We start from the raw sequence: 24,776 nt of genomic DNA, 5'->3' as shown, positions 1-24,776 counted from the left end.
AGGATCTGCAGCCCCTCGGAGGCCAGATCGAGCGGGACGGCCCGCGTCGCCAGGCTGCGGCAGTCCATGAACAGGACGTGGCCTTCCTGGCTGAGCCGAGCCGACAGGGCTGCACTCCTTCGGGGCGACGGTTGACGGTATGGCGTCAGCGTATCGGCCCGCCCGCTCCACGACGCAGAGGAGGTCAGGTGCAACCACCCGCGGAGACATCAACGGGGAGCGAGATCGGGCGCCGGGCGCTGCTGCTCTCCATCGGCGCGCTGGCGCTCACCTTCCTGGTGCCGGTGTTCGGCCTGGCCCTCGCCGTCTTCTCGGCCGTCGTGTGCTACCGGGCGTGGCGGGCGTTGTCGGCCCGGCATCGGCCGGTCGTGCTCGCCGTCGTCGGGATGCTGCTGTCGCTGGCGTCCCTGTGCCTGGCCACGCTGGTGATGTGGGTCCAGACGTACTTCAGCGGAGAGCTGACGGCCTACACCGAGTGCATGAAGGGGGCGGGCACGGCGACCTCGCAACAGGTGTGCGTCGGCGACCTGGAACGCGCCGTGGAGCACCGGCTGCCGTTCATGCCCAAGGGCAGCGTGAAGCTTCCCTTCCCTCCGTGAGCCCCCGACCTCACCGCGGCCTGGGTTCGCCCCTCGGGCCGTGGGACCGGCCTGACCCCGCGGGGTGTGCCGCCGCTTATGGTGGCGTAGAGAGACAAGGACACCAGGGCCTGCCTCGCTGACACCCCGGTGACCAGGACGCCGCCGGGCGCGTCGCCGCCGAACCGAGGAGAACCATGAAGCACTGCGAGCACATCGCGGCCATCCACGACGTCGAGCCCACCCCGCAGGAGGGCTGTGCGGAGTGCCTTGCCACGGGGTCGCGCTGGGTCCACCTGCGCACCTGCCTCACCTGCGGTCACGTCGGCTGCTGCGATTCCTCCCCCAACCGCCACGCCAGTCACCACTACGCGAGCGAAGGCCACCCTGTCGCCGAGTCGTTCGAGCCCGGCGAAGACTGGGCGTGGTGCTACGCCGACGAACAGCTGTTCGAGCCGTCCCCGAGCGGCAAGGGCGAGCGCTCCCACGCCACGCGCTTCCACCTCTAGCCGCCCCCGCGGCGCGGCCCGGACGACAGCCGGCCCGGACGACAGCCGCCCCGGACGACAGCCCGGCCCGAGGACGGCGCGGGCCGGACGACCGCGGCGCGACTCGGCCGCTGCTCAGGAACGGGCCTCGGCGAGCGGCCGTCACACCGCGAGCGCCGTCACGCCGCGAGCGCCGGAACCCGCGTCCCGGCACGGGGTCAGGAGTCGCGGTCCCAGGCGTAGGGGTCGACGTAGATGATGTGGCCGCCGCGGTCGTCGGACTCGTCGACGATGTCACGGCGCGGCGGGCGCGGCTCCTCGCGCCTGGCCGTGCCGCGGCCCGCGCCGGCCGCGGCCCCCGTCCCGGCGAGCCCCTTCCCCGTGGGACGCCTGCCCGCCGGCCCCTTGCCCGCGCGTGGCGCCTTGGCCGAGGGGCCGTCCACCGGGGCCGGGTCGAAGGTCTCCACGGCCGCCGAGGCGTGCTCGTCCGCCCAGTCGGCCCTGATCACCGGGATCGGCTGGGTGTCGGCCTCCGTGGCGTCCATCCAGTGGCCCGGCAACTCGCCGGTGGGGGCCGGCGCGGCCAGCTTGACCCTGCTGGCCACCTTGACCAGCGCGTCCCCCGCCCTGCGGACCGGCGTCGCCTCGACCGTGGCGCCGTGGAACACCAGCCACCAGTTGGCCAGCCCCGCGGAGATGCCCGCGGCCACACCGACCTCCAGGGTGACCGACAGCGCCACCTCCCACGCCGAGGGCCCGACGGCCGCGAGGCGCGCGCCGCCGAGCGGGCCGCCGGCCAGCGCCGCGAGCAGCCCCGACGCCAGGCCGGTGGCCAGACCGCAGACGAAGCCCCACAGCGGCGCCGACTCGAAGTGCGGGGTCGGCGAGACGCGCGCGACCACCACCCCGGCCACCGCGCCGGCGATGAACGGCACCGCGAGCACGCCCATGATCCATGGCGGCATGGAGCCCGAGTCGGGCAGGGCGCCGAGGATCGGCAGAGCGGGAAGCGCGCCCAGTTGCACGCCGGTGGGCGCGACCAGCGTGCCCGCGCCGAGGGCGAACCCCGGCCCGCTGATGTAGGCCAGGCCCCAGATGACGAAGTTGAACAGGTAGAGCACTTCGACCAGCAGCAGCAGCGCCCCACCGACGAAGCCGGGGGCCAGCAGCTCCGACAGCCGCCTGACCTGGCCGAAGTCGGCGACGACGGCCACGAGCACCAGAATGAGCCCGGCCGCCAGCAGGATCGACAGCGCGACGGCCGTGCCGACCGCCACCGAGCGCGCACGCTCGGGCAGCAGCCGCAGCATCGAGCGCCACGGTCCGATCGTGCGGGCGGTGGCCAGCGAGCCGGCGACGAACGCCAGGACGAGGTGGCTGACCAGCGCCTCGCCGACGGACGGCTGGGTGAGGTTGTTCTGCGCGGCCAGCGCGATGGCCCCGGCCAGCAGCGCGTACGGCGCGGCCAGCGAGATGCCGGCCTGGGCGATGAGCACGAGCTGGGCGCGGCGGCGGGCGTTGGCGAGGTCCTTGGTACTGCCCTTGGGCAGCCGGGCGGGCAGCCGGAGCCGCAGGTCGGCGTCGCGCGCCATCCATATCGCCGCGCGGTACAGCAGCGCGGCGGGCAGCACCGTGAGGCCGATCGGCAACAGGCCGACGCGCCCGCCGGGGATGGCGAAGCCGGCGTGGTGGGCGGCCAGCCAGACCTGGCAGGCCGCGCGGAACACCCCGGGGAGTCCCTGCCCGAACGCGCCGCGGGGCGCGGCGATCCACCCGATGAGGGTGAGCGTGGTCAGGACGGCGAGGCCGACGCCGAGAGTCCAGGCCGCGGCGAGCATGCCGGACACGGGCAGCGGACGGCGCGCCTCGTCGTCGTCGCCGCTCCCCGCGAGGGGGATGCGACTGAGGACGGTGCGGGGGGCCGCCCGGAGCTGGTCGAAAAGGGCCGTCACAGTAGTCGATGGTCTCAGCATGTCCGCCGTCACGGGCCTACCACGCCCCGCGTGTCGCCCCCTTTGTCCGATGGACGATCGACAACCGCCCGGGATTCCCACCCGCAAAAGATCGGCGACCGCCCCGGGACCGGATCCAGAGAAGCTCCATGACCGCCCCGGAACTCCGCCCGTAGAACATCAGCGACCTCCCCGGACCGGGGACCGGTGGCGGCCGTGCCGTTATGGGGGGCGGAACGCGAGAACGCCCGGTCGGGGACCGGGCGTTCTCTCTGCTGCGTGCTGCGTACTGCGCGTCAGCGGGTGCGCATGATCTCGCGCATGAGGCGGGCGGTCTCGCTGGGGGTCTTGCCGACCCGCACGCCGACCTTCTCCAGCGCCTCCTTCTTGGCCTGCGCGGTGCCCGCCGAACCCGACACGATGGCGCCGGCGTGCCCCATCGTCTTGCCCTCGGGCGCGGTGAAGCCCGCCACGTAGGCCACGACGGGCTTGGTCACGTGCTGCTCGATGTAGGCCGCCGCGCGCTCCTCGGCGTCGCCGCCGATCTCGCCGATCATCACGATCGCCTCGGTCTCCGGGTCGGCCTGGAAGGCCTCCAGAGCGTCGATGTGCGTCGTGCCGATCACCGGGTCGCCGCCGATGCCCACCGCCGTGGAGAACCCGACGTCACGCAGTTCGTACATGAGCTGGTAGGTCAGTGTGCCCGACTTGCTCACCAGGCCGATGCGGCCCTTCGAGGTGATGTCGGCCGGGATGATGCCGGCGTTGGAGGCGCCGGGCGAGGCGATGCCGGGGCAGTTCGGGCCGATGATGCGGGTCTTGGCGCCCTTGGCGATGGCGTAGGCCCAGAACTCGGTGGAGTCGTGGACCGGGATGCCCTCGGTGATGACGACGGCGAGCGGGATCTCGGCGTCGATCGCCTCCTTGACGGCGGCCTTGGTGCCGGCCGGCGGCACGAAGATGACGGTGACGTCGGCGCCGGTGGCGGCCATGGCCTCGGCCACGGTCGCGAAGACCGGCAGCTCGACCCCGTCGAAGTCGACCGTGGTGCCCGCCTTGCGGGGGTTGGTCCCGCCGACGACCTTCGCACCGGACTTGAGCATGCGGCGGGTGTGCTTGGAGCCCTCGGAACCCGTGATGCCCTGAACGATGATCTTGCTGTTCTCGGTCAGCCAGATTGCCATTACGCACCTACCGCAGCGAGCTCGGCGGCGCGCTTGGCCGCTTCGTCCATCGTGTCGACGAGTTCGACGCGGGGCAGGCCCGCGTCCTTGAGGATCTGCCGCCCGAGGGTGGCGTTGTTGCCGTCCAGCCGGACGACCAGCGGGTGGGTGACCGCCTCACCGCGGTCGGACAGCAGCTTGAACGCCGAGACGATGCCGTTGGCGACGGCGTCGCAGGCGGTGATGCCGCCGAAGACGTTGACGAAGACCGACTTCACGCTCGGGTCGGACAGCACGATCTCAAGGCCGTTGGCCATGACCTCGGCCGAGGCGCCGCCGCCGATGTCGAGGAAGTTGGCCGGCCGCTGGCCGCCGTACTGCTCGCCGGCGTAGGCGACGACGTCGAGGGTCGACATCACCAGGCCCGCGCCGTTGCCGATGATGCCCACCGCGCCTTCGAGCTTGACGTAGTTGAGGTCCTTCTCCTTGGCGCGGGCCTCCAGCGGGTCCTCGGCGGCCTTGTCGGCGTAGGACTCGTGCTCGGCCTGGCGGAAGGTGGCGTTGTCGTCCAGGGTGACCTTGCCGTCGAGCGCCTTGACCTGGCCGTCCTCGGTCAGGATCATCGGGTTGACCTCGACCAGCGTGGCGTCCTCGTCCACGAAGACGGCCCAGAGCTTCTCGATGATCTCGGCGGCGCCGTCCAGCGCGGCCTCCGGCAGACCGCCCGCCTGGGCGATCTCGCGGGCGCGCGCGCGGTCGACGCCGGTCAGCGGGGAGACCGGGATCTGGGCGACCTTCTCGGGCGAGGTGTGCGCGACCTCCTCGATCTCCATGCCGCCCGCGGCGGAGCAGATGGCGAGGAAGGTGCGGTTCGCGCGGTCGAGCAGGAAGGAGAAGTAGTACTCCTCGGCGATCGCGCTGGCCTCCTCGACGAGGACCTTGTGGACCGTGTGCCCCTTGATGTCCATGCCGAGGATGCCGGTGGCCTTGCTCTCGGCGTCGGCGGCGTCGGCGGCGACCTTGACGCCGCCCGCCTTGCCGCGGCCCCCGGTCTTGACCTGGGCCTTGACGACGACGCGACCGGTCAGCTGCTCTGCCGCCGCGCGCGCCTCCTCCACGGTGTGCGCGACGACGCCGCGCGGCACCGGGATGCCATACTCCGCGAAGAGCTCCTTCGCCTGATGTTCGAACAGGTCCACGAGGGTCCGTCCTTGCTTGTCCGGCTGTCTTCTTCTCTACGTTGAGACCAGACCTCAGAGCACCCGCGATCGCCGGAAGCCTGGCCTGAGAAGCCTAGCCGCCACCAGGACGTGCGGCGCTCGCCGGGGGTCCATTACCCGCACGCCGGCGGTAATCGGATACGCCATCTTTTCCCAAGAATCCCGCAAATCCCGCGACGTTCCCCTGCCGTCCCACTTACCTCCACATTTCCACAAGTCGTGATTTCACCGTGATCTTGACTGGGGAGAATGCGATACCCCTCGACGACGGGGCGAGGGACTATAACGGGAGGAACCCCCCAAATGAGGCGACTCATCGCCCTGGCCGCGGTCACCGCGGCCGTACCTGCGCTCGCGCTGGCCGCCCCGGCCACCGCACAGTCGGCGACCACCGCCGCGGCGCCCGCCACCGCCAAGCCCGGCAACCCGGTCGACGCCCTGCGCCTGCAGTTCGCGAAGAAGAGCGGCGTGCGGGTGGACGAGAACACGAGAATGGGCATCGGCAAGCAGGACATTTTCGCGTTCCGGGAGACCGGAAAGCTGCGTTTCGGCCGATCGGGCGTCGACGCCTACGACGCGAAGATCACCCTGAAGGGCTTCGACAAGGACGGCGACAGCACCGTCCGCGCCATCGTGGTCGGCGGCAGGATGTACCTCAAGAGCGCGCTGTACGAAGAGTTGCTGCCGGCCGGCCGCACCTGGGTGCGCACCTCCGGCAAGGCCTCGACCTACAGCAACGGCCCGATCGACCTGCTGAAGCCGAACGTCCTCAAGGCCATCCTCGCCACCGCGAAGGCCAAGAGCCCCGGCGGCACGGTCGGCGGCGCCAGGACCACGCTGGTGCGCGGTTCGATCCCGCTGTCCTCGCTCGGCAGAGTCTCGCCGATGCTGTCGTCGATCGCCAAGTCGGAGAAGAGCAAGAAGATCACGGTGCCGTGGCGGATGTGGATCGGCGCCGACCAGCTTCCCCGCCGCTTCCAGACGACCGTCAAGGTGCCCGTCAGCCCGTCCACCGGCTCGTCCATGGGCGATGTGTACATCGCGGCCGACAACCGCTACACCTCCTGGGGCGCCAAGGTCGTCATCACGGCGCCCCCGGCGGATCTGGTCGTCGACGAGAAGGACCTCACCGACGAGCTTCCGGTGATCCCCGACCTCACCACCAAGATCCCCGGCGTTCCCACCCGCGAGCACTGACGCAGTGAGGCCCGGTGAGCGTGCTCACCGGGCCTCACCCGTTCAGGGGCCGACGGACACCGGCCGGGATCGGCCTCAGGGCCGGCCGGTGGGTCAGAGTTTCTCGAGGGGGGCGTAGGCGAGCAGGAGGGTCTTCTCGCCGCCGGAGCCGAAGTCGACCTTCACCTTGGTCTTCTCTGCCATGCCGTCCACGGACACCACCGTGCCGAGCCCGAACTGGTCGTGGGTGACGCGGTCGCCCGGGCTGAGGTTCGGGACGGCGCGGCCGCCGGCCTTGCGCGCGGGCGCCGCCTGGGCCCGCGTCTCGCGCCTGGTGGCCGCGCCCCAGGCACTCTTGGCCGGATCGCCGCGCCAGTCGACCAGGTCGGCGGGCACCTCGGCCAGGAACCGCGAAGCCGGGTTGAACGCCGGCGACCCCCACGAGCTGCGGACGGCGGCCCGCGAGACGTAGAGCCGCTGTTGGGCGCGGGTGATGCCGACGTAGGCGAGCCGGCGCTCCTCCTCCAGCTCGCGGGGCTCGCCCAGGGAGCGGGTGTGCGGGAAGACGCCGTCCTCCAGGCCGGTGAGGAAGACGACCGGGAACTCCAGCCCCTTGGCGGTGTGGAGGGTCATCAGCGTGACGACGCCCTGGTGATCTTCGCCTTCGGGGATCTGGTCGGCGTCGGCGACCAGCGAGACCTGCTCGAGGAAGTCGACCAGCGTGCCGTCGGGGTTGGCCTCCTCGAACTCCTGCGCCACCGAGATCAGCTCGTTGAGGTTCTCCAGCCGGCTCTCGTCCTGCGGGTCGCCCGAGGTCTCCAGCTCGGTGCGGTAGCCGGTGGCGGTCAGGACCTCCTCGGCCAGCTCGGAGATCGGCAGCTCCTTGCCCCGCAGCTCCTCGAGCAGGGCGACGAACTCCTTGATGGCGTTGAGCGAGCGCGTGGCGAGCCCCGGCGCCTCGTCGGCACGGCGCAGCGCCTCGTAGAACGAGACGCGCTCGCGGACGGAGAAGGCGTCCACCATCGCCTCGGCGCGGTCGCCGATGCCGCGCTTGGGGACGTTCAGCACGCGGCGCAGTGAGACGGTGTCGGTGGGGTTGGCGAGCACGCGGAGGTACGCCAGCAGGTCGCGGACCTCCCTGCGCTCGTAGAACCGCACGCCGCCGACGACCTTGTACGGCAGGCCGGTGCGGATGAAGATCTCTTCGAACACGCGGGAGGCGGCGTTGGTGCGGTAGAAGACCGCCACCTGGCCGGGGGTCACGTCATCCTCGTCGGCGAGCCGGTCGACCTCCTGGGCGACGAACATGGCCTCGTCGTGCTCGTTGTCGGCCACATAGCCGACGATCTTGGGCCCGGCGCCCTGGTCGGACCAGAGGTTCTTGGGCTTGCGGCTCTCGTTGCGCGAGATCACGGCGTTCGCGGCCGACAGGATGGTCTGCGTCGAGCGGTAGTTCTGCTCGAGCAGGATCGTGCGGGCGTTGGGGTAGTCGCGCTCGAACTCGAGGATGTTGCGGATGGTCGCGCCGCGGAAGGCGTAGATCGACTGGTCGGCGTCGCCGACCACGCACAGCTCGGCCGGCTCGACCGCGCCCTCGCGCACCACGTCGCCGTCGGCGGTGCGGACCTCGGGGTGGCCGACCAGCTCTCTGATCAGGATGTACTGCGCGTGGTTGGTGTCCTGGTACTCGTCGACCATCACGTGGCGGAAGCGGCGCCGGTAGTGCTCGGCCACGTCAGGGAAGAGCTGGAACAGGGTGACCGTGAGCATGATGATGTCGTCGAAGTCCATCGCGCCGGCCTCGGTCAGCCTGCGCTGGTAGGCGGCGTAGGCCTCGGCGAGCGTGCGCTCGAGATGGGTCTGCGCCTTGCCCGCCGCCGTCTCGTAGTCGATCAGCTCGTTCTTGAGGTTGCTGACCTGCGCGGAGAACGAGCGCGGCGGGTAGCGCTTGGGATCCAGGTCGAGCTCGCGGCAGACCATCGCCATCAGCCGCTGGGAGTCGGCCTGGTCGTAGATGGAGAAGCTGGAGGTGAAGCCCAGCCGCTTGGCCTCACGGCGCAGGATGCGCACGCAGGCGCTGTGGAAGGTCATCACCCACATGGCCTTGGACCGCGGGCCGATGAGCCGGTCGACCCTTTCCTTCATCTCGCGGGCGGCCTTGTTGGTGAAGGTGATCGCCAGGATCTCCTGCGGCTGCACATCGCGCTCGGCCAGCAGATAGGCGATGCGGTGGGTGAGCACGCGCGTCTTCCCCGACCCCGCCCCGGCGACGATCAAGAGCGGGCTGCCCGCGTGGACGACGGCGTCCCGCTGCTGCGGGTTGAGCCCGTCGAGCAAAGGGTGATCAACAGTGGGGTTCACGGCTCGGGTCGACACGCCCCTAGATTATGGCCGCCCACCGACAATGGGCGCCCCTTCGGCTCCACTCGGGCCTCCGGATAGGCTTCGCGCCGCACGAGATCGAACGCCCCGCGCCGGTCGCGGAAATATCGCGACCGTGCCGCTTGTTCAGCGCCCAGTGGACCAAGGAGGACGACCGTGACGGCACTTGACGACACCGAGATCGGCACGACCCTGGTGGTGACCGCCCACCCCGACGATGTCGACTTCGGCGCCGCGGGCACCATCGCGGCCCTCACCGACAAGGGTATTCGCGTGGTGTACTGCATCGTCACCGACGGCGACGCCGGAGGGTTCGACCGCGAGCTCGACAACGGCGGGATGGCGGAGCTGCGGCGCGGCGAGCAGATCGCGGCGGCCAAGGTGGTCGGCGTGGAAGACGTGCGCTTCCTCGGCTACAAGGACGGCACGGTGGAGCAGACCCTCCCCTTGCGCCGCGACATCGCGCGGGTGATCCGCCAGGTGCGCCCCGACCGGGTGATCACCTCTCATCCCGAGCGCAACTACCTGCGCATGGGGCCGAGTCACCCCGACCACCGGGCCGTCGGCGGCGCGACGCTCGACGCGGTCTACCCCGACGCGCGCAACCCGTACGCCTTCCCCGAGCTGCTCGCCGAGGAGGGCCTCGAGGCGTGGACGGCGCGCGAGGTGTGGCTGACCGGCGGGCAGGCCAACAACCACTACATCGACGTCACCGCCACGCTCGACCGCAAGTTCGCGGCGCTGCGGGCGCACGTCAGCCAGACCGCGCACATGGACGACCGGCTCGAGACCTTCGTCAAGGGCTGGCTGGCGACCAACGCCCAGGCCGCCGGTCAGCCGGAGGGCACCTACGCCGAAGCCTTCCAGGTGGTCCCCACCGCCTGACGCGAGCCACCGGATCCGCCGCGACCCGGGGCCCTGATGGCCACAGACGAGTGAGCACCCCCCGCTCGGCTGGATGTCGCGTCCTGATCCCGTGCGTCACACCGCGGGCCCCCGTCCGGCTCAGTCCGCCGTCCCCCGGCCGCCACGGTCGAGCCGGCGGGTGGCGCGGGCGGCGAGGAATCCCAGCGAGTTGGTCGCCAGGTGCAGCAGCGACGGCGCGAGCAGGCCCCCACGACGCCGCAGCTCCAGGAAGAACGCCCCGGCCAGCCCGGTGACCGCCACCGATCCCGCCACCGTCGCGGCCGCCCCGCCCTTGGCCGGGCGGGTCGCGGGCGGGTCGGCGGCTTGGACGAGGTGGCCGAGGGCGGGGTTGGCGGCCGCCATGTCCAGGGACGGCAGGATGTGCCAGAGGCCGAACAACGCCGACGAGCCCGCGACGGCGGCCGACGGCCCGTGCGAACGGCGCAGCGCGGCGGGCAGCACGCCCCTGAAGGCGACCTCCTCCAGCAGCACGGTGCCGAACGGCACCTGGAGCAGGATCTCCTCGGCCAGGCGGGCGCGGGACAGCCCGAGCGCCCGCTGGTCGCGGAAGTAGCGCCGCGTCGGCGGCAGCAGCACCCCCGCCGTGTACACCGCCGCCACCGCCGCCGCCAGGCATCCGCCGATGCGCGCGCCCCCGCGCGCGTCCGTGAAGCCCATCTCCGGCCACGACAGCCCGCCGCGCCGGCCCAGGATCACCAGTGCGCCGGTGGCCGCGGCCGAGGTCAGGGGCGCCAGCCGCCGGGCCGCGCGGTTGTTGAGGACGTTGGCCGCCGCCAGGACGCCCACCGCCGGCAGCAGCAGCCGCGTCGCGGGCATGACGGCCTCGTCCCGCGCCGGTGTTCCGCTCCCGTGCGGGGCCGCGTGGACGGCTCGCGTGCTCATGACCCACCTCCTGGCTTCCGGCCTGCCGGCCTGATCGCCGACGCCGACGCGTGTCACGCTACGGGGCCCGACGGCCCGGAACGTCCCCCCGGGCTCAACAGGTGTTGACGCCGTTGTTGTATCCCTTGGCGAAGGACTGCTGGCGCGCGGCCGGGGTGCCGTGCGCGTCCTCACGCCACCAGGCGTCGGTCGGGTCGCCGGCGGCCGCCAGGTTGGCCAGCAGCTCCTCGTCGTCGCCGCTCTCGGCCTCCAGCTGCCCGGCGTCGATCAGGCCCTTGAGCGCGCCGCCGGCGTAGCAGTCGGCCTGCAGCTCGCGGTTGATGTTGAGGCTGAAGTCGCTCATGAGCTGGGCCTGCACGGCATGGCCGAGCTCGTGCGGAATGATCACGTACACCGCCCCGTCGCCCTTCTCCTCGTACAGGGAGCGCATCCACTGCGCGTCATAGGCGACGAAGTGCCCGACCGGGCAGTAGAAGGCGTTCTCGGGCACCGCCGGCTGGCCTCCGCAGTCGGGACCGTCCTGGCCGTTGTACGCCTCGAACCTGCTCAGCGGGCGGTAGGTGCGCCCGGCGGCCTGGAAGGTCTGCTGCCAGTAGCGCTCGGTGAGGGTGCGCGCGAGTTCGACGTCCTCCTCGAACGTCTGGCCCAGCGCGGACGGGCTCGCGGACCCGGAGGCGGGGCCCGTGGCGGGGTCGGGCGCGGAGTGCCGGTCTTTCGGCGACGCCACGAGGGAGCAGCTCGCCGTGAGCACGGCAGCGAGCACGAGCGTCGAAAGTGCGCGAGGGGTCACACGCCCATCCTGGCGGACCGGCCCCCGCGTCGCGAACGGTTCCCCGTCGCGGGACGGGCGGCCACCGGCCACCCGGGCGCCCGGGTGCGTGGTGGCGGACCGCCCTGGCGAACGGCCGGCGGCCACGCGGCCCGCTCTCGGGCGCGGCGGAGTCGACGGGAGCGGGCGACGTCGCGCGGGCGGGCGATCAGACCAGACGGCGGGCGGTGGCCCAGCGGGACAGCTCGTGCCGGTTGGACAGCTGGAGCTTGCGCAGCACCGAGGAGACGTGGGTCTCGACCGTCTTCACCGAGATGAACAGCTCTTTGGCGATCTCCTTGTAGGCGTACCCGCGCGCGATGAGCCGCAGCACCTCACGCTCGCGCGTGGTCAGCGAGTCGAGCTCGGGATCGATGGAGGGCGCCTCGGTGGAGGCGAAGGCGTCCAGGACGAACCCGGCCAGACGCGGTGAGAACACCGCGTCGCCCTCCGACACCCGGACGATCGCGTCGGTCAGCTCGCGGCCGCTGATGGTCTTGGTGACGTAGCCGCGGGCCCCGCCGCGGATGACGCCGATGACGTCCTCGGCGGCGTCGGAGACCGACAGCGCCAGGAAGCGGACCGGCGCCCCCGAGCCGAGGACCCGGCGCAGGACCTCCTGGCCGCCGCCCCCGGGCATGTGCACGTCGAGCAGGACGACGTCGGGCTTGAGCGACTCGATGGCGGCGACCGCGGACTCGACGTCCTCGGCCTCGCCGATCACCTCGATCTGGGGGCCGAGCTCGGCGCGCACCCCCGACCGGAAGAGCCGGTGATCGTCGACGATCAGAACCTTGACCATATTCACGGCATTCACGGCTTCCTAACCCTTCGGGGCAGGTGGCGGATCACGACTGCTCCCGTTTCATCGTCAACATCACCTCGGTGCCCTCGCCCGGCTCGGTCTTGATCCGGGCGCCGCCGCCGTGGCGCTCCATCCGGCCGATGATCGACTGGCGGATGCCCATGCGGTCGTCGGGCACGTCGTCCATATTGAAACCCTTGCCGCGGTCCCTGACGAACACGGTGACCTCTCCGGGCTCCACCTCGGTGTACACGGAGATCACCGGCGCCTCGGAGTACTTGGCGGCGTTCACCATCGCCTGACGCACGGCCTGGAGCATCGCGCGCAGCCCGTTGTCCAGGTCGCAGTCGCCGACGCAGACGATCTCGATGGGCACGCCGTGCTCGTCCTCGATCTCGGCCGCCACGCGGCGCACGGCGGCGGCCATGGTGGCGTCGGCGTCGGCCTTGGGCTGGTACAGCCAGTTGCGCAGCTCGCGCTCCTGCGAGCGGGCCAGGCGGGTCACCTCGAACGGGTCGCCCGCGTTGCGCTGGATGAGCGTCAGCGTGTGCAGCACCGAGTCGTGGACGTGCGCGGCCATCTCGGCGCGCTCCTCCTGCCGGATGCGCTCGCGGCGCTCCTTCTGCAGTTCCTTCCACAGCGCGGTCAGCCAGGGGGCCGCGATGAGCGCGATGCCGCCCACCACGACGGCGGTGAAGACCATGCCGGGACGCGCCTCGGCGAGCTTGCCCTGGGCGGCCAGGAAGCCGATCGCACCGCTCACCACCAGCAGCAGCCCGATGCCGGTGCGGATCCACGAGCGGCGCACCTGGCGGACCGCGTCGGTCATCCAGCGCTGGCGGCGGCCGGGGTCGGCCTGCTGGAACAAGATGAGCGTGCCGATGCCGCCCACCGCGATCGACCAGGTGCCGACACCGCCGGTGGAGGCGCCGGTGAGCCAGCCGAAGGCCGTCAGCGCCATGCCCAGCACGGCGTAGGCGGCGATCTGGCCCCAGTCGCGGCTGGGCGCCTCGCCCTCGTGGGGCTCGTGCGGGGTGAACATCCAAAGCGCGGCGTACGCAAGGACGCCGAGCCCGTCCAGGACGCTGAGCAGCACGAAGGCGAGCCTCAGCACGACCGGGTCGAGCTTGAGCTGGGCGGCGGCACCCTGGGCGACGCCCGCGACGAGCCGGCCGCGGAGCGGACGGACCAGGCGGGGGTAGGCCTCGGGAATGGTGGGGGTCTCAGACATCTCTCGAGCATCGTCACATGTGAAGGGCAGGAACGCATCAGGGCGCTCCCTGACTCCTGCCCTGAGTGCTCGGGGACGAGTCAGGGGTCTCCCCGATGGTGGGCGACGCGGGCGCGCAGCGACGATGGAGCCATGAACGACGCACGCGGTCCCGATACGACGGTGGAGCCAGGTAGCTTCGCACCTGTGAACGAGGAGCGTGTACTCCAGCGTAGCGACGAGGGACGCATGCTCACGGGCGTGTGCGCCGGCCTGGGCCGCTACACCGGCATGGACCCGGTGATCTTCCGCGTGGGGTTCGCCGCGCTGGTCATCGGCTCCGGCATCGGCATCATGCTGTACGTCGCGGCGTTCCTGCTGATGAGGAGCACGAACGGCGGGCCGGGGTACGTCGAGCAGTGGAGCCGCAGGGTCTTCGACACCGAGACGGTGATGGCGCTGCTCGCGGCGATCTTCGCGCTCGGCCTGATCATCAACCTGGCGGCCGGCGGCATCAGCACCGCCACCGTCGTGGTCGGCACCCTGCTGGCCATCACCCTGCTCGCGGCGCACGCCCGCGGGGTCGACCTGCTGGCGATGGCGCGCAGCCTGCCCGAGCGGGTCAGGGGCAAGAAGGGCACCCGGCCGGCGCCCGACAGCTGGCTCGGCCACCCGTTCGGCGGCCCCCCGCCCTTCCCGCCCACCCCGTTCACCGGCGGCCCCGGCGCGGCGGCCCCGCCCGCCGGCGACCCCTACGCTCAGCGCACCGCCGCCACCGGCGACCCGTACGACCTGTACGACCCGTCCGCGCGCGACCCGTACGGTCCGCCGACCGATGACCGATATGCCCCATATGCCCCGCCGGCTCCGGGTGCGCCGCCCGCTCCGGGTGCGGCACGCGCCGCGTCCGCCGCGTCCGCCATGCCCGCGGGCACCTCGCTCTCCGGCGCCTCTCCCGGCGAGACGCTTCCCACGGACGGCCGTTCGGACGCGTCCCCGGCCGAGACGCTCCCCGCGGACGGGTCGGCCGGAACGCGGCTCAGCGAGACCCTTCCCGCGGACGGGTCCTCGCGGGCCGGCGAGACGCTTCCCACGGGTGGGTCCGCCGACGTGACGCGAGTCCAGGCGTCACCGGCGGACGCCCCTCCCCCGGGCTCCGCCGCGTTCACCCCTTCGGCCTCCGGCGCCCCCGGGGACTCCGGTCCCCCGCCGGCTTCTGACGCGCACGGCCCGTACCGGCGCCTCGCCGACCTGGCCGAGGAGGCGCGCGCCGCCTCCGGTTCCCCTGCCGGCCACGAGTCGGCCCGGTACGGCTCCCCCACCGGCCGATCGGCCCGGTACGGCTCCCCGGCGGGCTCGGCCGGCTCCCGCTATGGGGACCGGCGGCCCGCGGGCGGCGGGTTCGACAGCTCGGGTGAGCCGTTCGCGCCGCGCGGCCCCTACCGCCCGTACGACTCGCAGCGCCAGTACGAGCCGCCCGCCTGGGTCTACGGCAACACGCCCCCCGCCCGCACGACGCGGCGCGACCGGCCGAAGTCGTTCATCGGCGCGGTCACCGTGTTCATCGCCTTCATGGTCGGAGGGATCATGGTTGCCACGCAGTCATCCTCCAGTTCGCTCAACGCGCCGGTCATCGGCGGCGCGGTGCTCATCACCATCGGCGCCGGGCTGCTGGTCGCGACCTGGTTCGGCCGGGGGGCGGGCCTGGTGGCGGCCGGAACGATCGTCTCTTTCCTCCTCGTGGCCGGATCGACCGTGAACGGGATCCCGAAGAAGATCGGCAGCTACACCTGGGAGCCGGTCGACAGCTCGCAGGCCGTGCGCACCTACACGGTAGGCATCGGCGACGGGACGCTCGACCTGCGGGACACCAGGTTCCCGCCCGGCTCGAGCACCCGCTTCGACGCCTCGGTGTCCGTCGGCGAGCTCAAGGTCATCGTGCCCCGCACGGCGCGCGTGAAGGTCTTCGGCTACACCCGGCTCGGCGACGTCAAGATCGAGCACGTGGTGCAGGGCGGCGCCGACGTTCACCATGACAAGGTGATCGAGCCGGACGTCACCTCCGCGGGGACGGTGCCGGTCATCGAACTGCACGTCAAGGCCGGCATCGGAGATGTGGAGGTCAGCCGTGCGGCATAGGACCGACTGGCTGTCGCTGCTCGCGGGGCTGCTGTTCGTCGGCGTGGGCATCCGCTTCGTGATCGCGCCCGTGCCCGACGTGATGGTCATGGCGCCCATCGTCATCTTCGGCCTCGGCCTGGCCGGCTTCGTCGGCGTCCTGAGCAAGGCCTTCCGCAAGCGCTGACGCCGGGTCCCCCACCTCGCTACCTAACGGATTGAATCGAGGTTATCCGTTAGGTAGGCTCTGCCCCGTCTTCTAACGGATGCATGCGTTTTTACCGTTGACAAGGATGGGCGAAGGGAGAGGGCGCATGACCTTCCATATCGGGCATGTGGGGCTCAACGTGACGGACCTCGAGCGCAGCAAGCGGTTCTACCTGCGCCTCCTCGGGCTCGAACTGCTCAAGGAGTCGGCCGAGGGCGACCGGCGGTACGCCTCCCTGGGCCGCGACGGCCGGACGGCGCTGACGCTCTGGCAGCAGAGCGAGGGCCGCTTCCCGACCACTTCGCCGGGCCTGCACCACCTGGCCTTCCAGGTGCCCGACATGGACGCGGTGCGCCGGGCGGAGGCCACTCTCAAGGAGATCGGCGTGCGGTTCGCCTACGACGGGCCCGTCCCGCACGGCGAGGGAAGGCCGTCCGGCGGCGTGTTCTTCGAGGACCCCGACGGCATCCGCGTGGAGATCTCCTCCCCCACCGGCGCCGAGGACCTCAAAGCCCCGGTCGCCAACGCTCCCACCTGCGGATTCTTCTAATGGAGCACCCGGGAGAGCTGCTGCTCCAGCGCCGGGCCGGCGTGACCAGGCCCCTGGGGTCGGCCCGGGCGCGTCCGGAGATCCCCGCCGTGGCGGCCGCCTTCCTCCGCGACCAGCGCATGCTCGTGATCGCGACCCCGGACCACCAGGGGCGGGTCTGGGCGAGCGCCCTCACCGGGCCCGAGGGGTTCGCCGACGCGCCGGACGAGCGGCACGTCGTCATCGGCGCGCTGCCCACCGGGCCCCTGGCCGGGCTGTTCGACGACGCCGGACAGGACGGGCGCGACATCGGCGTCATCGCCATCGAGCCCGCCACGCGCCGCCGCATGCGCGTGAACGGCCGAGCCCGGCGCGAAGGAGACCACCTGGTCGTCCGTACCGAGCAGGTGTACTCCAACTGCCCCAAGTACATCCAGCGCCGCGAGCCCGCCTTCGGCCCGGCGCGGCCGTCCGAGCCGTCCGGGGTATCCGAGCCGTCCGAGCCGCCCCCTCCGTCCGGGCCGTCCCGCCCGCTCGGTACCGGCCGGGCGCTCACGGCCGCGCAGCGCCGGTGGATCGGCACGGCCGACACCTTCTTCATCGCCACCCACGTCGACGGGCTGGGCTCCGACGCCTCCCACCGGGGCGGCGCGCCCGGGTTCGTCCGGGTGCTGGGCGAGCGGCGGCTGGCATGGCGGGAGTACCCGGGCAACTTCATGTTCATGACGCTCGGGAACCTGCGGCTCAACCCTGCCTGCGGCCTGCTGTTCCCCGACTGGGAGAGTGGAGGAGGGCTCCGGATCACCGGCCGGGCCACGCCCGGCGGCGGCGAGGCCGGAGAGATCGCCTTCGAGGTGGAGGAGGTCGTGGAGATGGCGGAGGAGGTGCCCGCGCCGTGGCGGTTCGTCGAGGCCTCTCCGTTCAACCCTCCGCTCCCCGTCCGGCACGAGGAAGGACCGTCGCGATGAAACCTCCTGTACCGCCCTTCGACGAGGAGAGCGCGCGGATCAAGGTCCAGGCCGCGGAGGACGCGTGGAACACCCGTGACCCGCGGAAGGTGGCCCTCGCCTACACCGAGGACTCGGTCTGGCGCAACCGGTCGGAGTTCGTGACCGGCCGGGAGGAGATCATCGGATTCCTCACCCGGAAGTGGTCCGGCGAACTGGACTACGCCCTGCGCAAGGAACTGTGGGCCTTCACCGGCGACCGCATCGCCGTGCGGTTCCAGTACGAGTGCCGCGACGCCGCCGGCCAGTGGTGGCGTTCCTACGGCAACGAGCTGTGGGAGTTCGACGCCGAGGGCCTGATGCGCCGCCGCGAGGCGAGCATCAACGATCTGCCGATCGGCGAGGAGGAGCGCCGTATCTTCGGCCCCCGTCCCGCGGAGGAGTACGGCCGCCCGTTCCCCCTCGCCTGACCGTCGCGACCGCCGGGAGCGGTGTTTCGACGCCCGAGGGGTTGACCGGCCACATCAGGGGCGTACGTTCGCATTTGTCGGTTCTCACTCCATCCACTCCTCTCACCGTTAGTGCGCTCGCCACCCACCGCCTCCCCCGCAGGGGGGCGCCCCCGGCCGCCGGCCGGGGACGGCACCTCCCGCGAGGTCCGGCGATGTTCGCACAGGTCGGCGCACGGCACTAGTTCAAGCAGCCAGCGCGCTTGGAGGACCAATGACCCGTATCAACCTCACCGTCGACGGCGTCAAGTACGAGGAGGAAGTCGAGCCACGCCTGCTCCTGGTCCACCTCCTTCGCGACCGGCTGGGGAAGACCGGGACACCGATCGGCTGCGACACCGGCAACTGCGGCGCCTGCACCGTCATGCTCGACGGCAGGAGCGCCAAGAGCTGCTCGGTGCTCGCCGTCCAGGCCGACGGATGCGACGTGCTGACCGTCGAGGGCCTGGCCGAGGGCGAGCGGTGGCACCCCATGCAGCGGGCCTTCCACGAGGAGCACGCCCTCCAGTGCGGCTACTGCACGCCCGGCATGATCATGGCGGCCATCGACCTGCTGAAGGACGACCCCGACCCCTCCGACGAGGCCATCCGCGACGGCCTGGAGGGCAACCTGTGCCGCTGCACCGGCTACTGCAACATCGTCCGGGCCGTACGGCGAGGCGCGCAGAGCATGAGCGACCAGGAAGCGGTGAGCGGCAGATGACCGAGGAGATCGACGCCGGCCTCGTCGCCCAGAAGATCGCCGAAAGCGACATGCTCGGCGAGCCGGCCCCCGATCGGCACGAGGTGGGCGCCGCCCGCAGGCGCAAGGAGGACGCGCGGCTGGTCACCGGCCGGACCCAGTGGACCGACAACATCCAGCTCCCCGGCATGCTGCACGTGGCGTTCCTGCGCAGCCCGATGGCGCACGCGCGCATCACCGGCGTCGACACCTCGGCCGCGCGGAGCATGCCCGGGGTGATCGCCGCCTTCAGCGGGGGCGACTTCGCGGGCGAGCAGGGCACCCTGCCGTGCGCCTGGCCGGTCACCGAGGACATCGTCATCCCCGACCACCCGCCGATGGCCGTGGACGAGGTGCGGTACGCGGGCGAGGCGGTGGCCTGCGTCGTCGCCACCGACCGGTACAAGGCCAACGACGCGCTGGAGGCCATCGAGATCGACTACGAGCCGCTGCCCCCGGTGCTGGACATGACCGAGGCGCTCAAAGAGGGCGGCCCCAGGGTCCACGAGGCCGGCAACCGCGCCTACACCTGGAAGTACGCCGAGGGCGACATCGACGCGGCCTTCCGCGACGCGCCCGTGGTGATCGAGCGGACCTTCGTCCAGCAGCGGCTCATCCCGACGGCCATGGAACCGCGGGCCGTCGTCGCCCAGACCGACGGCGACCACTTCACCCTCCACTCGGCCACCCAGATCCCGCACATCCTGCGCATCATGCTGGCCCAGGTCACCGGCATCCCCGAGCACAAGCTCCGCGTGGTCGCGCCGGACGTGGGCGGCGGCTTCGGCTCCAAGCTCCAGGTCACCGCCGAGGAGGTCCTGCTCCTGCTGCTCACCAGGCGCCTCGGCAAGCCGGTCAAGTGGACCGAGTCGCGCTCGGAGGGCAACCTGACCGTGCACCACGGCCGCGACCAGCTCCAGCGGGTCTCGCTCGCCGCCGACGCCGACGGGCGGCTGCGCGGCATGCGGGCGGACCTGCTGGCCGACATGGGCGCGTACCTGATGCTGGTCACGCCGGGAATCCCGATCCTCGGCGCGTTCATGTACAACGGCATCTACAAGATGGACGCCTACGACTTCACCTGCACGGGCGTGTTCACCACCAAGATGCCGACCGACGCCTACCGCGGCGCGGGCAGGCCGGAGGCGACGTTCGCCGTCGAACGCCTCATGGACGAGCTGGCCGCCGAACTGTCCCTCGACCCCATCGAGGTGCGGCGGCGCAACTGGATCACCCACGAGGAGTTCCCGTACACCACGATCGCCGGGCTCACCTACGACTCCGGGAACTACGAGGCGGCCACCGACAGGGCGCTCGCCCTGTTCGGCTACGACAAGCTGCGGGCCGAACAGGTCGACCGGCGCGACCGCGGCGACCCGGTCCAGCTCGGCATCGGCGTCTCCACCTTCACCGAGATGTGCGGCCTGGCCCCGAGCCGGGTCCTCGGCTCGCTGAGCTACGGCGCCGGCGGGTGGGAGCACGCCTCCGTCCGCATGCTGCCGACCGGCAGGGTGGAGGTCGTCACGGGCGCCAGCCCGCACGGGCAGGGGCACGAGACGGCCTGGAGCCAGATCGTCGCCGACGCGCTCGGCGTGCCGTTCGAGGACGTCTCTGTCCTGCACGGGGACACGGCGATCTCGCACAAGGGCATGGACACCTACGGCTCCCGCTCGCTGGCCGTCGGCGGCGTCGCCGTCGTCCAGGCGTGCGAGAAGGTCAAGGAGAAGGCCCGGCATATCGCCGCCCACCTGCTGGAGGCCTCCGCCGACGACGTCGAGTTCGACGGCGGGAGGTTCAAGGTGCGCGGCACCGACGCGGGCAAAACCATCCAGGAGATCGCGCTCGCGGCCTTCGCCGCGCACGACCTGCCCGACGGGGTCGAGCCCAGCCTGGACTCCGACGCGACGTTCGACCCGGAGAACTTCTCCTTCCCGCATGGGACGCACCTGTGCGCCATCGAGGTCGACACCGAGACCGGCGCCACGAAGATCCGGTCGTACGTCGCGGTGGACGACGTGGGCAAGGTCGTGAACCCGCTGATCGTCGAGGGACAGGTGCACGGCGGCCTCGCCCAGGGCATCGCGCAGGCGCTGTTCGAGGAGGCCGTCTACGACGCCGAGGGCAACCTGCTCACCACGACCATGGCCGACTACCTGGTGCCGTCGGCGGCCGACCTGCCCGACTTCATCACCGAACGCACCGAGACGCCGGCCACGAGCAACCCGCTCGGCGTCAAGGGCGTCGGCGAGGCGGGGACGATCGCCTCGACCCCGGCCGTGGTGAACGCGATCGTCGACGCGCTCCGCCCGTACGGCGTGAACGACGTCCCCATGCCCTGCACCCCCGAACGAGTCTGGCGCGCCCTCCAGGGAGGCACCTCATGATTCCAGCGCCGTTCGACTACGTCCGTCCCTCCTCGCTCGACGAGGCCGTCTCGGTGCTCGCCGACGCCGGAGAGGACGCGAAGGTGCTGTCCGGCGGGCAGTCGCTGCTGCCGCTGCTCCGGCTCCGGCTGGCCTATCCGAGCGTGCTGGTCGACGTCGGACGCCTCGCTGAACTGCACGGCGTCCGCGACGAGGACGGCCACGTGCTGATCGGCGCCACGACCACCCATGACGAGGTGGTCCGCTCGCCCATCGTCAACGCCGAATGCCCGCTGCTGGCACTCGCCGCCGCCACCGTCGCCGACCCGGCGGTGCGTCACCGCGGCACGTTCGGCGGCTCGCTCGCCCACGGGGACCCGGCCGGCGACCTGCCCGCGGTGGCCCTGGCCCTGGACATGCAGTTCCTGATTCATTCCGCGTCCGGCGAGCGCGTGGTGGCGGCCCGCGACTTCTTCCTCGACTACCTGGAGACGGCCCTTGAGCCCGGCGACATCCTGGCCGCGGTGCGGGTGCCCAAGCTGGGCGAAGGCTGGGGCTTCCACTACGAGAAGTTCCACCGCACCGCCCAGTCGTGGGCCATCGTCGGCGTCGCGGCGGCCGTGCGGGTATCCGGCGGCAGGGGTGGCCCGCCCCGCCGGGTCGAGGAGGCCAGGATCGGCCTGACCAACATGGGCCCGACCCCGGTCCGCGCCACCGCCGTCGAGACGGCCGTCCCGGGCCTCGAACTGAACGGCTCTCCTGCCCCCTACGGTCCCACGGCCAACGGCAACGGCTCCGGCCGGCTCGGCGCCCACGCCGCCGACGCCCTCCGCCAGGCCGCCTCGGCGGCGGCCGACGGCACCTCACCGCCCACCGACCTCCACGCCACCCCCGACTACCGCAGGCACCTGGCCGGCGTCCTCACCCACAGAGCCCTCCTGACGGCCGCCGCCACCGTCTGACCCCGGCACCACGGGCGCCGCATCCCACCCAATGATGCGGCGCCCCACTCGGCGACGCCTGGGCCACCCCTCACCGACGTCTCCATCTCTTCGGGGAGCAGCGTTGACGAAGCGGGGAACCACCAGGAGACCAGACGCGGAAGATCGGTCAGGAAGGCCGACGCTGAAGGACGACCATCACGCGAACAGGTCGTCGATGGCATCGGCGGTGGCCGCACGCTGGATCCAGACATCGAGCCGGGCCGCCTCCGTACAACCGAGGATGCGTCCCCGGGCCTCCTCGGAGACCGCGACCCCCCGCGTACCGAGCAGAATCAGGACCGCCTCGGCCTTCCCTTCGGCCCGGCCCTCGGCCTTCCCTTCGGCCCGGCCCTCGATCTTCCCTTCTGCCCGGCCCTCGGCTTTCCCCTCCGCACGGCCCTCAGCCCTACCCTCAGCCCGACCTTCGGCGACGTATTGCCGCGCGAAGTCGCTTTGGTACTCGTAAGTCCCGGTAGCCATTAATTCCTCCATATGTTTGCGAGCCACCTCGGGGAGCATCATCAGGACGAAATCAGCGTACAGCCGTGCCTGATCCGCGTCGATGGTGGCCAAGGCCGCGAACAACGCATCCATGATCGGCTGCGCTTCGATGTCACCCCCGTGGGCGACCGCCGACAACACCGCCAGCTCCGGTGCGCGAACCGCCTCGGCCGGATCGGTCACCACCGGAACGGTCGCCGGACCGGCGACCATGGGGGTGAGCCGCCAGCCGGGATGGCCCATGTCGATCGGTGCCGCGCACCACTGCGCGATCGGGGCTTCGGTGCACACCACCAGCAGGATCGCCGGGCAGCGCGCCCGAGCCCGCACCGACGCCAGGTACACCGGCCAGCTCCACCGCTTGTGCGGATCACGGCCACGCTGGACCTCCACCACCACCGCCAGCACCGGCGACGCACCCGACGAGAGCACCACGACGGCGTCCGCCTGGTACTCCACCGGCGGGCACTCGGTGAGGTCTCCCGACTCGATTCTTACCTCGCTGTATTCCGGCATTTCCATACCGAATGCATCGCCCAGCAGTTCGGCGGCCAAAGTCGGACGATTTCGGAAAAGCAGGATCAGCGCCTCGTGTTCTTGAGAAGGCACGGCAGCGACATTACATCCCCACCAAAGCCTGACCAAAACTTTGCATCAATACAGGACATAGCCCTCTCGATCAGCACCCTGAATGGCATTTATCGCATTATCGGCGGCACCAAGGTAAGCCGAGATGGGCCTGGCCGGCTGGACCGGCGCGGCAGAGGTCTCTCTTGCGTGGCGGCAAGCGTGGGGTGGAGCACCGGGAATTCACCCGAGGATGGTTCGCCGGTCATCGAGTGACCGGTATGTTGCCCGGGGAACACGTAGATCACGTACGGGGGACGGCGGCATGGTCGAAGTACCGTTACAGGTCGCTTCGAAGGCGCTGGCCTCGACGGCGTTCGTCCAGCTCGCCGCCATGATCGCTCTGGCGGCCGCGGCCTGGTTCCGCCCCGAGGCCACGGTCCTGCTGCAGCACCTCGGCCTCGCTCTGCGCCACGGGGTGACCATCTCCACCAACGCCGCCCTCGCCGTCCTCGGCACCCTCCTGTCCTGGTCGGCCGCCTGAATCGAAGCATGGTCTTCTCCCCGCCCGCCGCCGCGGACGGGCGCGGCCGGCGTCCGGCTCCTGAGCCGCCCTGTCAGACGGCGGCGTACAGCGCTTCGACGATCGCCGGCCAGCGGGGGTCGGGACCGGCGGGGCTGATGATCGTGCGGCTGGGCGTGAAGCCGAGGCTGACCCCGGACTTCAGATCGGCGAAGGCCAGCGCGCCGCCCGCGCCCGGATGCCCGAAAGCACCTTGCGCCGGGGCGAACGGCCGGACTTCGTTCGGCAGCATGTAACCCAGCCCGAACCGGGTGCGCCCGTGGAGGACCTCGTCAGGCCCGTCACTGCGCGCCATCGTGGCCTCGGCGACCGTCTCACGAGTGAGCAGGTCACCGGTCAGGATGCGCGCGTACAAGGTGTCCAGCGACCGCGCGTTGGCGTGACCGTTGGACGCCGGCACCTGCGCGGCCCGCCATCTCGCGGTGTTCACCAGCCCGGGGGTGAGCTGATCGGCCGGGTTGAAGAACGCCTTGGCGGTGATCGACTCAGGGTCGGCCATGGCCTTGAGCAGTGGCGAGGTCTCGGGGAGAGCCCCGGCTCCGGGCGGGGGAACATGCGCCGCCCTGGCGGCGGCGTGCACCGGCAGCCCGATCGACAGGTCAGGGATGCCAAGCTCGCTCACGGCCAGTTCGCGGACCGGCCTGCCGGTCACCCGGCGGAGGATCTCGCCGGCCAGCCAGCCGAAGGTGACGGCGTGGTATCCATGACGCGTTCCCGGCTCCCACCAGGGCTTCTCAGCGGCGAGCGCCGCCGTCATGGTCTCCCAGTCGTAGAGGCTCCCCGGCGGCAGCGAATCACGCAGCGCGGGCAGCCCGGCGCGGTGGGACAGCACGTCGGCCACCGTGGCATCGGCGGCGAACTCGGGCCAGTACCGGCGAACCGGCGCGTGAAGGTCCAGCACCCCGCGTTGTGCCAGCATGTGCGCCAGCGTCGCGACGATGCCCTTGGACGCCGAAAAGACGTTCACCACCGTGTCGGCCTCCCATGGGCGCGAGCCCGCCTCGTCAGCGGTGCCGTGCCAGACGTCGACGACCCGGCGGCCGTGCACGCTGACGGCCAGCGCGCTTCCCGGTCCGTCGCTCGCACCGTCCATGAAGGCTCCGACCACCGCGTCGAACTTCGGGTCCCAGTACATGGCGGGTCCTTTCTTCTCGTT

General features: G+C 71.6%; 23 protein-coding genes. 13 read left to right on the top strand and 10 right to left on the bottom strand.

Annotated elements, in window-relative coordinates:
* The first annotated feature begins 188 nt into the window (after window positions 1-188).
* Complete coding sequence (locus tag ACWEN6_RS31670; RefSeq protein WP_452575341.1) at window positions 189-599, top strand: hypothetical protein; 411 nt, start codon at window positions 189-191, stop codon at window positions 597-599.
* Between the two features lie 176 nt (window positions 600-775).
* A complete protein-coding gene (locus tag ACWEN6_RS31665) occupies window positions 776-1,087 on the top strand; it encodes a UBP-type zinc finger domain-containing protein (protein WP_452575339.1) in 312 nt (103 codons plus the stop codon).
* A gap of 197 nt (window positions 1,088-1,284) precedes the next feature.
* On the opposite strand, the gene ACWEN6_RS31660 is transcribed toward ACWEN6_RS31665, so the two are convergent.
* From ACWEN6_RS31660 to sucC, 3 genes are all read right to left on the bottom strand, one after another.
* On the bottom strand, window positions 1,285-3,018 hold the full coding sequence (locus tag ACWEN6_RS31660) for a cell division protein PerM (RefSeq protein ID WP_452575336.1): 1,734 nt from the start codon (window positions 3,016-3,018) through the stop codon (window positions 1,285-1,287).
* A 296-nt stretch (window positions 3,019-3,314) separates the two neighbouring features.
* Complete coding sequence (sucD, locus tag ACWEN6_RS31655; RefSeq protein ID WP_354837393.1) at window positions 3,315-4,202, bottom strand: succinate--CoA ligase subunit alpha; 888 nt, start codon at window positions 4,200-4,202, stop codon at window positions 3,315-3,317.
* Window positions 4,202-5,380: an ADP-forming succinate--CoA ligase subunit beta gene (gene sucC, locus ACWEN6_RS31650; protein WP_354837395.1), complete on the bottom strand. Its 1,179-nt coding sequence runs from the start codon at window positions 5,378-5,380 to the stop codon at window positions 4,202-4,204. Before sucC ends, sucD begins: the two co-directional genes overlap by 1 nt.
* A gap of 324 nt (window positions 5,381-5,704) precedes the next feature.
* On the opposite strand from sucC, the gene ACWEN6_RS31645 reads away from it, so the two are divergent.
* Window positions 5,705-6,598 (top strand): hypothetical protein, encoded by an 894-nt coding sequence (locus ACWEN6_RS31645; protein ID WP_452575334.1) that lies wholly within the window; start codon window positions 5,705-5,707, stop codon window positions 6,596-6,598.
* Between the two features lie 93 nt (window positions 6,599-6,691).
* Here the strand turns inward: ACWEN6_RS31645 and pcrA are convergent, their stop codons facing one another.
* On the bottom strand, window positions 6,692-8,914 hold the full coding sequence (gene pcrA / locus ACWEN6_RS31640) for a DNA helicase PcrA (RefSeq protein ID WP_452575353.1): 2,223 nt from the start codon (window positions 8,912-8,914) through the stop codon (window positions 6,692-6,694).
* A gap of 201 nt (window positions 8,915-9,115) precedes the next feature.
* On the opposite strand from pcrA, the gene ACWEN6_RS31635 reads away from it, so the two are divergent.
* Window positions 9,116-9,844, top strand: coding sequence for a PIG-L deacetylase family protein (locus ACWEN6_RS31635; RefSeq protein WP_452575332.1), 729 nt, complete (start codon window positions 9,116-9,118; stop codon window positions 9,842-9,844).
* A 120-nt stretch (window positions 9,845-9,964) separates the two neighbouring features.
* Here ACWEN6_RS31635 and ACWEN6_RS31630 read toward each other — a convergent pair whose 3' ends face one another.
* The 4 genes from ACWEN6_RS31630 to ACWEN6_RS31615 form a co-directional block, all read right to left on the bottom strand.
* Window positions 9,965-10,768, bottom strand: a complete 804-nt coding sequence (locus ACWEN6_RS31630) for a CPBP family intramembrane glutamic endopeptidase (protein WP_452575330.1) — start codon at window positions 10,766-10,768, stop codon at window positions 9,965-9,967.
* A gap of 94 nt (window positions 10,769-10,862) precedes the next feature.
* Complete coding sequence (locus tag ACWEN6_RS31625) at window positions 10,863-11,558, bottom strand: neutral zinc metallopeptidase (protein ID WP_452575328.1); 696 nt, start codon at window positions 11,556-11,558, stop codon at window positions 10,863-10,865.
* A 187-nt stretch (window positions 11,559-11,745) separates the two neighbouring features.
* Complete coding sequence (locus ACWEN6_RS31620) at window positions 11,746-12,378, bottom strand: response regulator transcription factor (RefSeq protein WP_354837616.1); 633 nt, start codon at window positions 12,376-12,378, stop codon at window positions 11,746-11,748.
* 46 nt (window positions 12,379-12,424) lie between these two features.
* Window positions 12,425-13,612: an ATP-binding protein gene (locus ACWEN6_RS31615; RefSeq protein ID WP_452575326.1), complete on the bottom strand. Its 1,188-nt coding sequence runs from the start codon at window positions 13,610-13,612 to the stop codon at window positions 12,425-12,427.
* A 186-nt stretch (window positions 13,613-13,798) separates the two neighbouring features.
* On the opposite strand from ACWEN6_RS31615, the gene ACWEN6_RS31610 reads away from it, so the two are divergent.
* The 8 genes from ACWEN6_RS31610 to ACWEN6_RS31575 all read left to right on the top strand — a co-directional run bounded on the left by ACWEN6_RS31610 (window position 13,799) and on the right by ACWEN6_RS31575 (window position 21,948).
* Window positions 13,799-15,730 carry a PspC domain-containing protein gene (locus tag ACWEN6_RS31610; RefSeq protein ID WP_452575324.1) on the top strand — a complete coding sequence of 644 codons (1,932 nt, stop codon included), beginning with the start codon at window positions 13,799-13,801 and terminating at the stop codon, window positions 15,728-15,730.
* Window positions 15,720-15,896 carry a hypothetical protein gene (locus ACWEN6_RS31605; RefSeq protein ID WP_354837409.1) on the top strand — a complete coding sequence of 59 codons (177 nt, stop codon included), beginning with the start codon at window positions 15,720-15,722 and terminating at the stop codon, window positions 15,894-15,896. The genes ACWEN6_RS31610 and ACWEN6_RS31605 overlap by 11 nt, the downstream gene beginning before the upstream one ends.
* Before the next feature lie 127 nt (window positions 15,897-16,023).
* Window positions 16,024-16,467, top strand: coding sequence for a VOC family protein (locus ACWEN6_RS31600; RefSeq protein WP_452575322.1), 444 nt, complete (start codon window positions 16,024-16,026; stop codon window positions 16,465-16,467).
* Window positions 16,467-17,414 (top strand): pyridoxamine 5'-phosphate oxidase family protein, encoded by a 948-nt coding sequence (locus tag ACWEN6_RS31595; protein ID WP_452575320.1) that lies wholly within the window; start codon window positions 16,467-16,469, stop codon window positions 17,412-17,414. Before ACWEN6_RS31600 ends, ACWEN6_RS31595 begins: the two co-directional genes overlap by 1 nt.
* Entirely contained in the window at window positions 17,411-17,863 is a 453-nt protein-coding gene (locus ACWEN6_RS31590) for a nuclear transport factor 2 family protein (protein WP_452575318.1), read from the top strand. The genes ACWEN6_RS31595 and ACWEN6_RS31590 overlap by 4 nt, the downstream gene beginning before the upstream one ends.
* A gap of 253 nt (window positions 17,864-18,116) precedes the next feature.
* Window positions 18,117-18,605 carry a (2Fe-2S)-binding protein gene (locus ACWEN6_RS31585; RefSeq protein ID WP_452575316.1) on the top strand — a complete coding sequence of 163 codons (489 nt, stop codon included), beginning with the start codon at window positions 18,117-18,119 and terminating at the stop codon, window positions 18,603-18,605.
* A 50-nt stretch (window positions 18,606-18,655) separates the two neighbouring features.
* Window positions 18,656-21,007: a xanthine dehydrogenase family protein molybdopterin-binding subunit gene (locus ACWEN6_RS31580; RefSeq protein ID WP_452575351.1), complete on the top strand. Its 2,352-nt coding sequence runs from the start codon at window positions 18,656-18,658 to the stop codon at window positions 21,005-21,007.
* A complete protein-coding gene (locus ACWEN6_RS31575) occupies window positions 21,004-21,948 on the top strand; it encodes an FAD binding domain-containing protein (protein ID WP_452575314.1) in 945 nt (314 codons plus the stop codon). Before ACWEN6_RS31580 ends, ACWEN6_RS31575 begins: the two co-directional genes overlap by 4 nt.
* Window positions 21,949-22,125: 177 nt before the next feature.
* Here ACWEN6_RS31575 and ACWEN6_RS31570 read toward each other — a convergent pair whose 3' ends face one another.
* Window positions 22,126-23,079: a hypothetical protein gene (locus tag ACWEN6_RS31570; protein WP_452575312.1), complete on the bottom strand. Its 954-nt coding sequence runs from the start codon at window positions 23,077-23,079 to the stop codon at window positions 22,126-22,128.
* A gap of 283 nt (window positions 23,080-23,362) precedes the next feature.
* Here ACWEN6_RS31570 and ACWEN6_RS31565 point away from each other — a divergent pair, with 283 nt between their 5' ends.
* Window positions 23,363-23,581 carry a hypothetical protein gene (locus ACWEN6_RS31565; protein ID WP_452575310.1) on the top strand — a complete coding sequence of 73 codons (219 nt, stop codon included), beginning with the start codon at window positions 23,363-23,365 and terminating at the stop codon, window positions 23,579-23,581.
* A gap of 73 nt (window positions 23,582-23,654) precedes the next feature.
* On the opposite strand, the gene ACWEN6_RS31560 is transcribed toward ACWEN6_RS31565, so the two are convergent.
* Complete coding sequence (locus ACWEN6_RS31560) at window positions 23,655-24,755, bottom strand: serine hydrolase domain-containing protein (protein WP_452575309.1); 1,101 nt, start codon at window positions 24,753-24,755, stop codon at window positions 23,655-23,657.
* Window positions 24,756-24,776: the final 21 nt, after the last annotated feature.

It is taken from the genome of Sphaerisporangium sp. NPDC004334, assembly GCF_053602655.1.
Note: the sequence above shows the minus strand (reverse complement) of the source record. Positions and strands in the feature narration are given on the sequence as shown.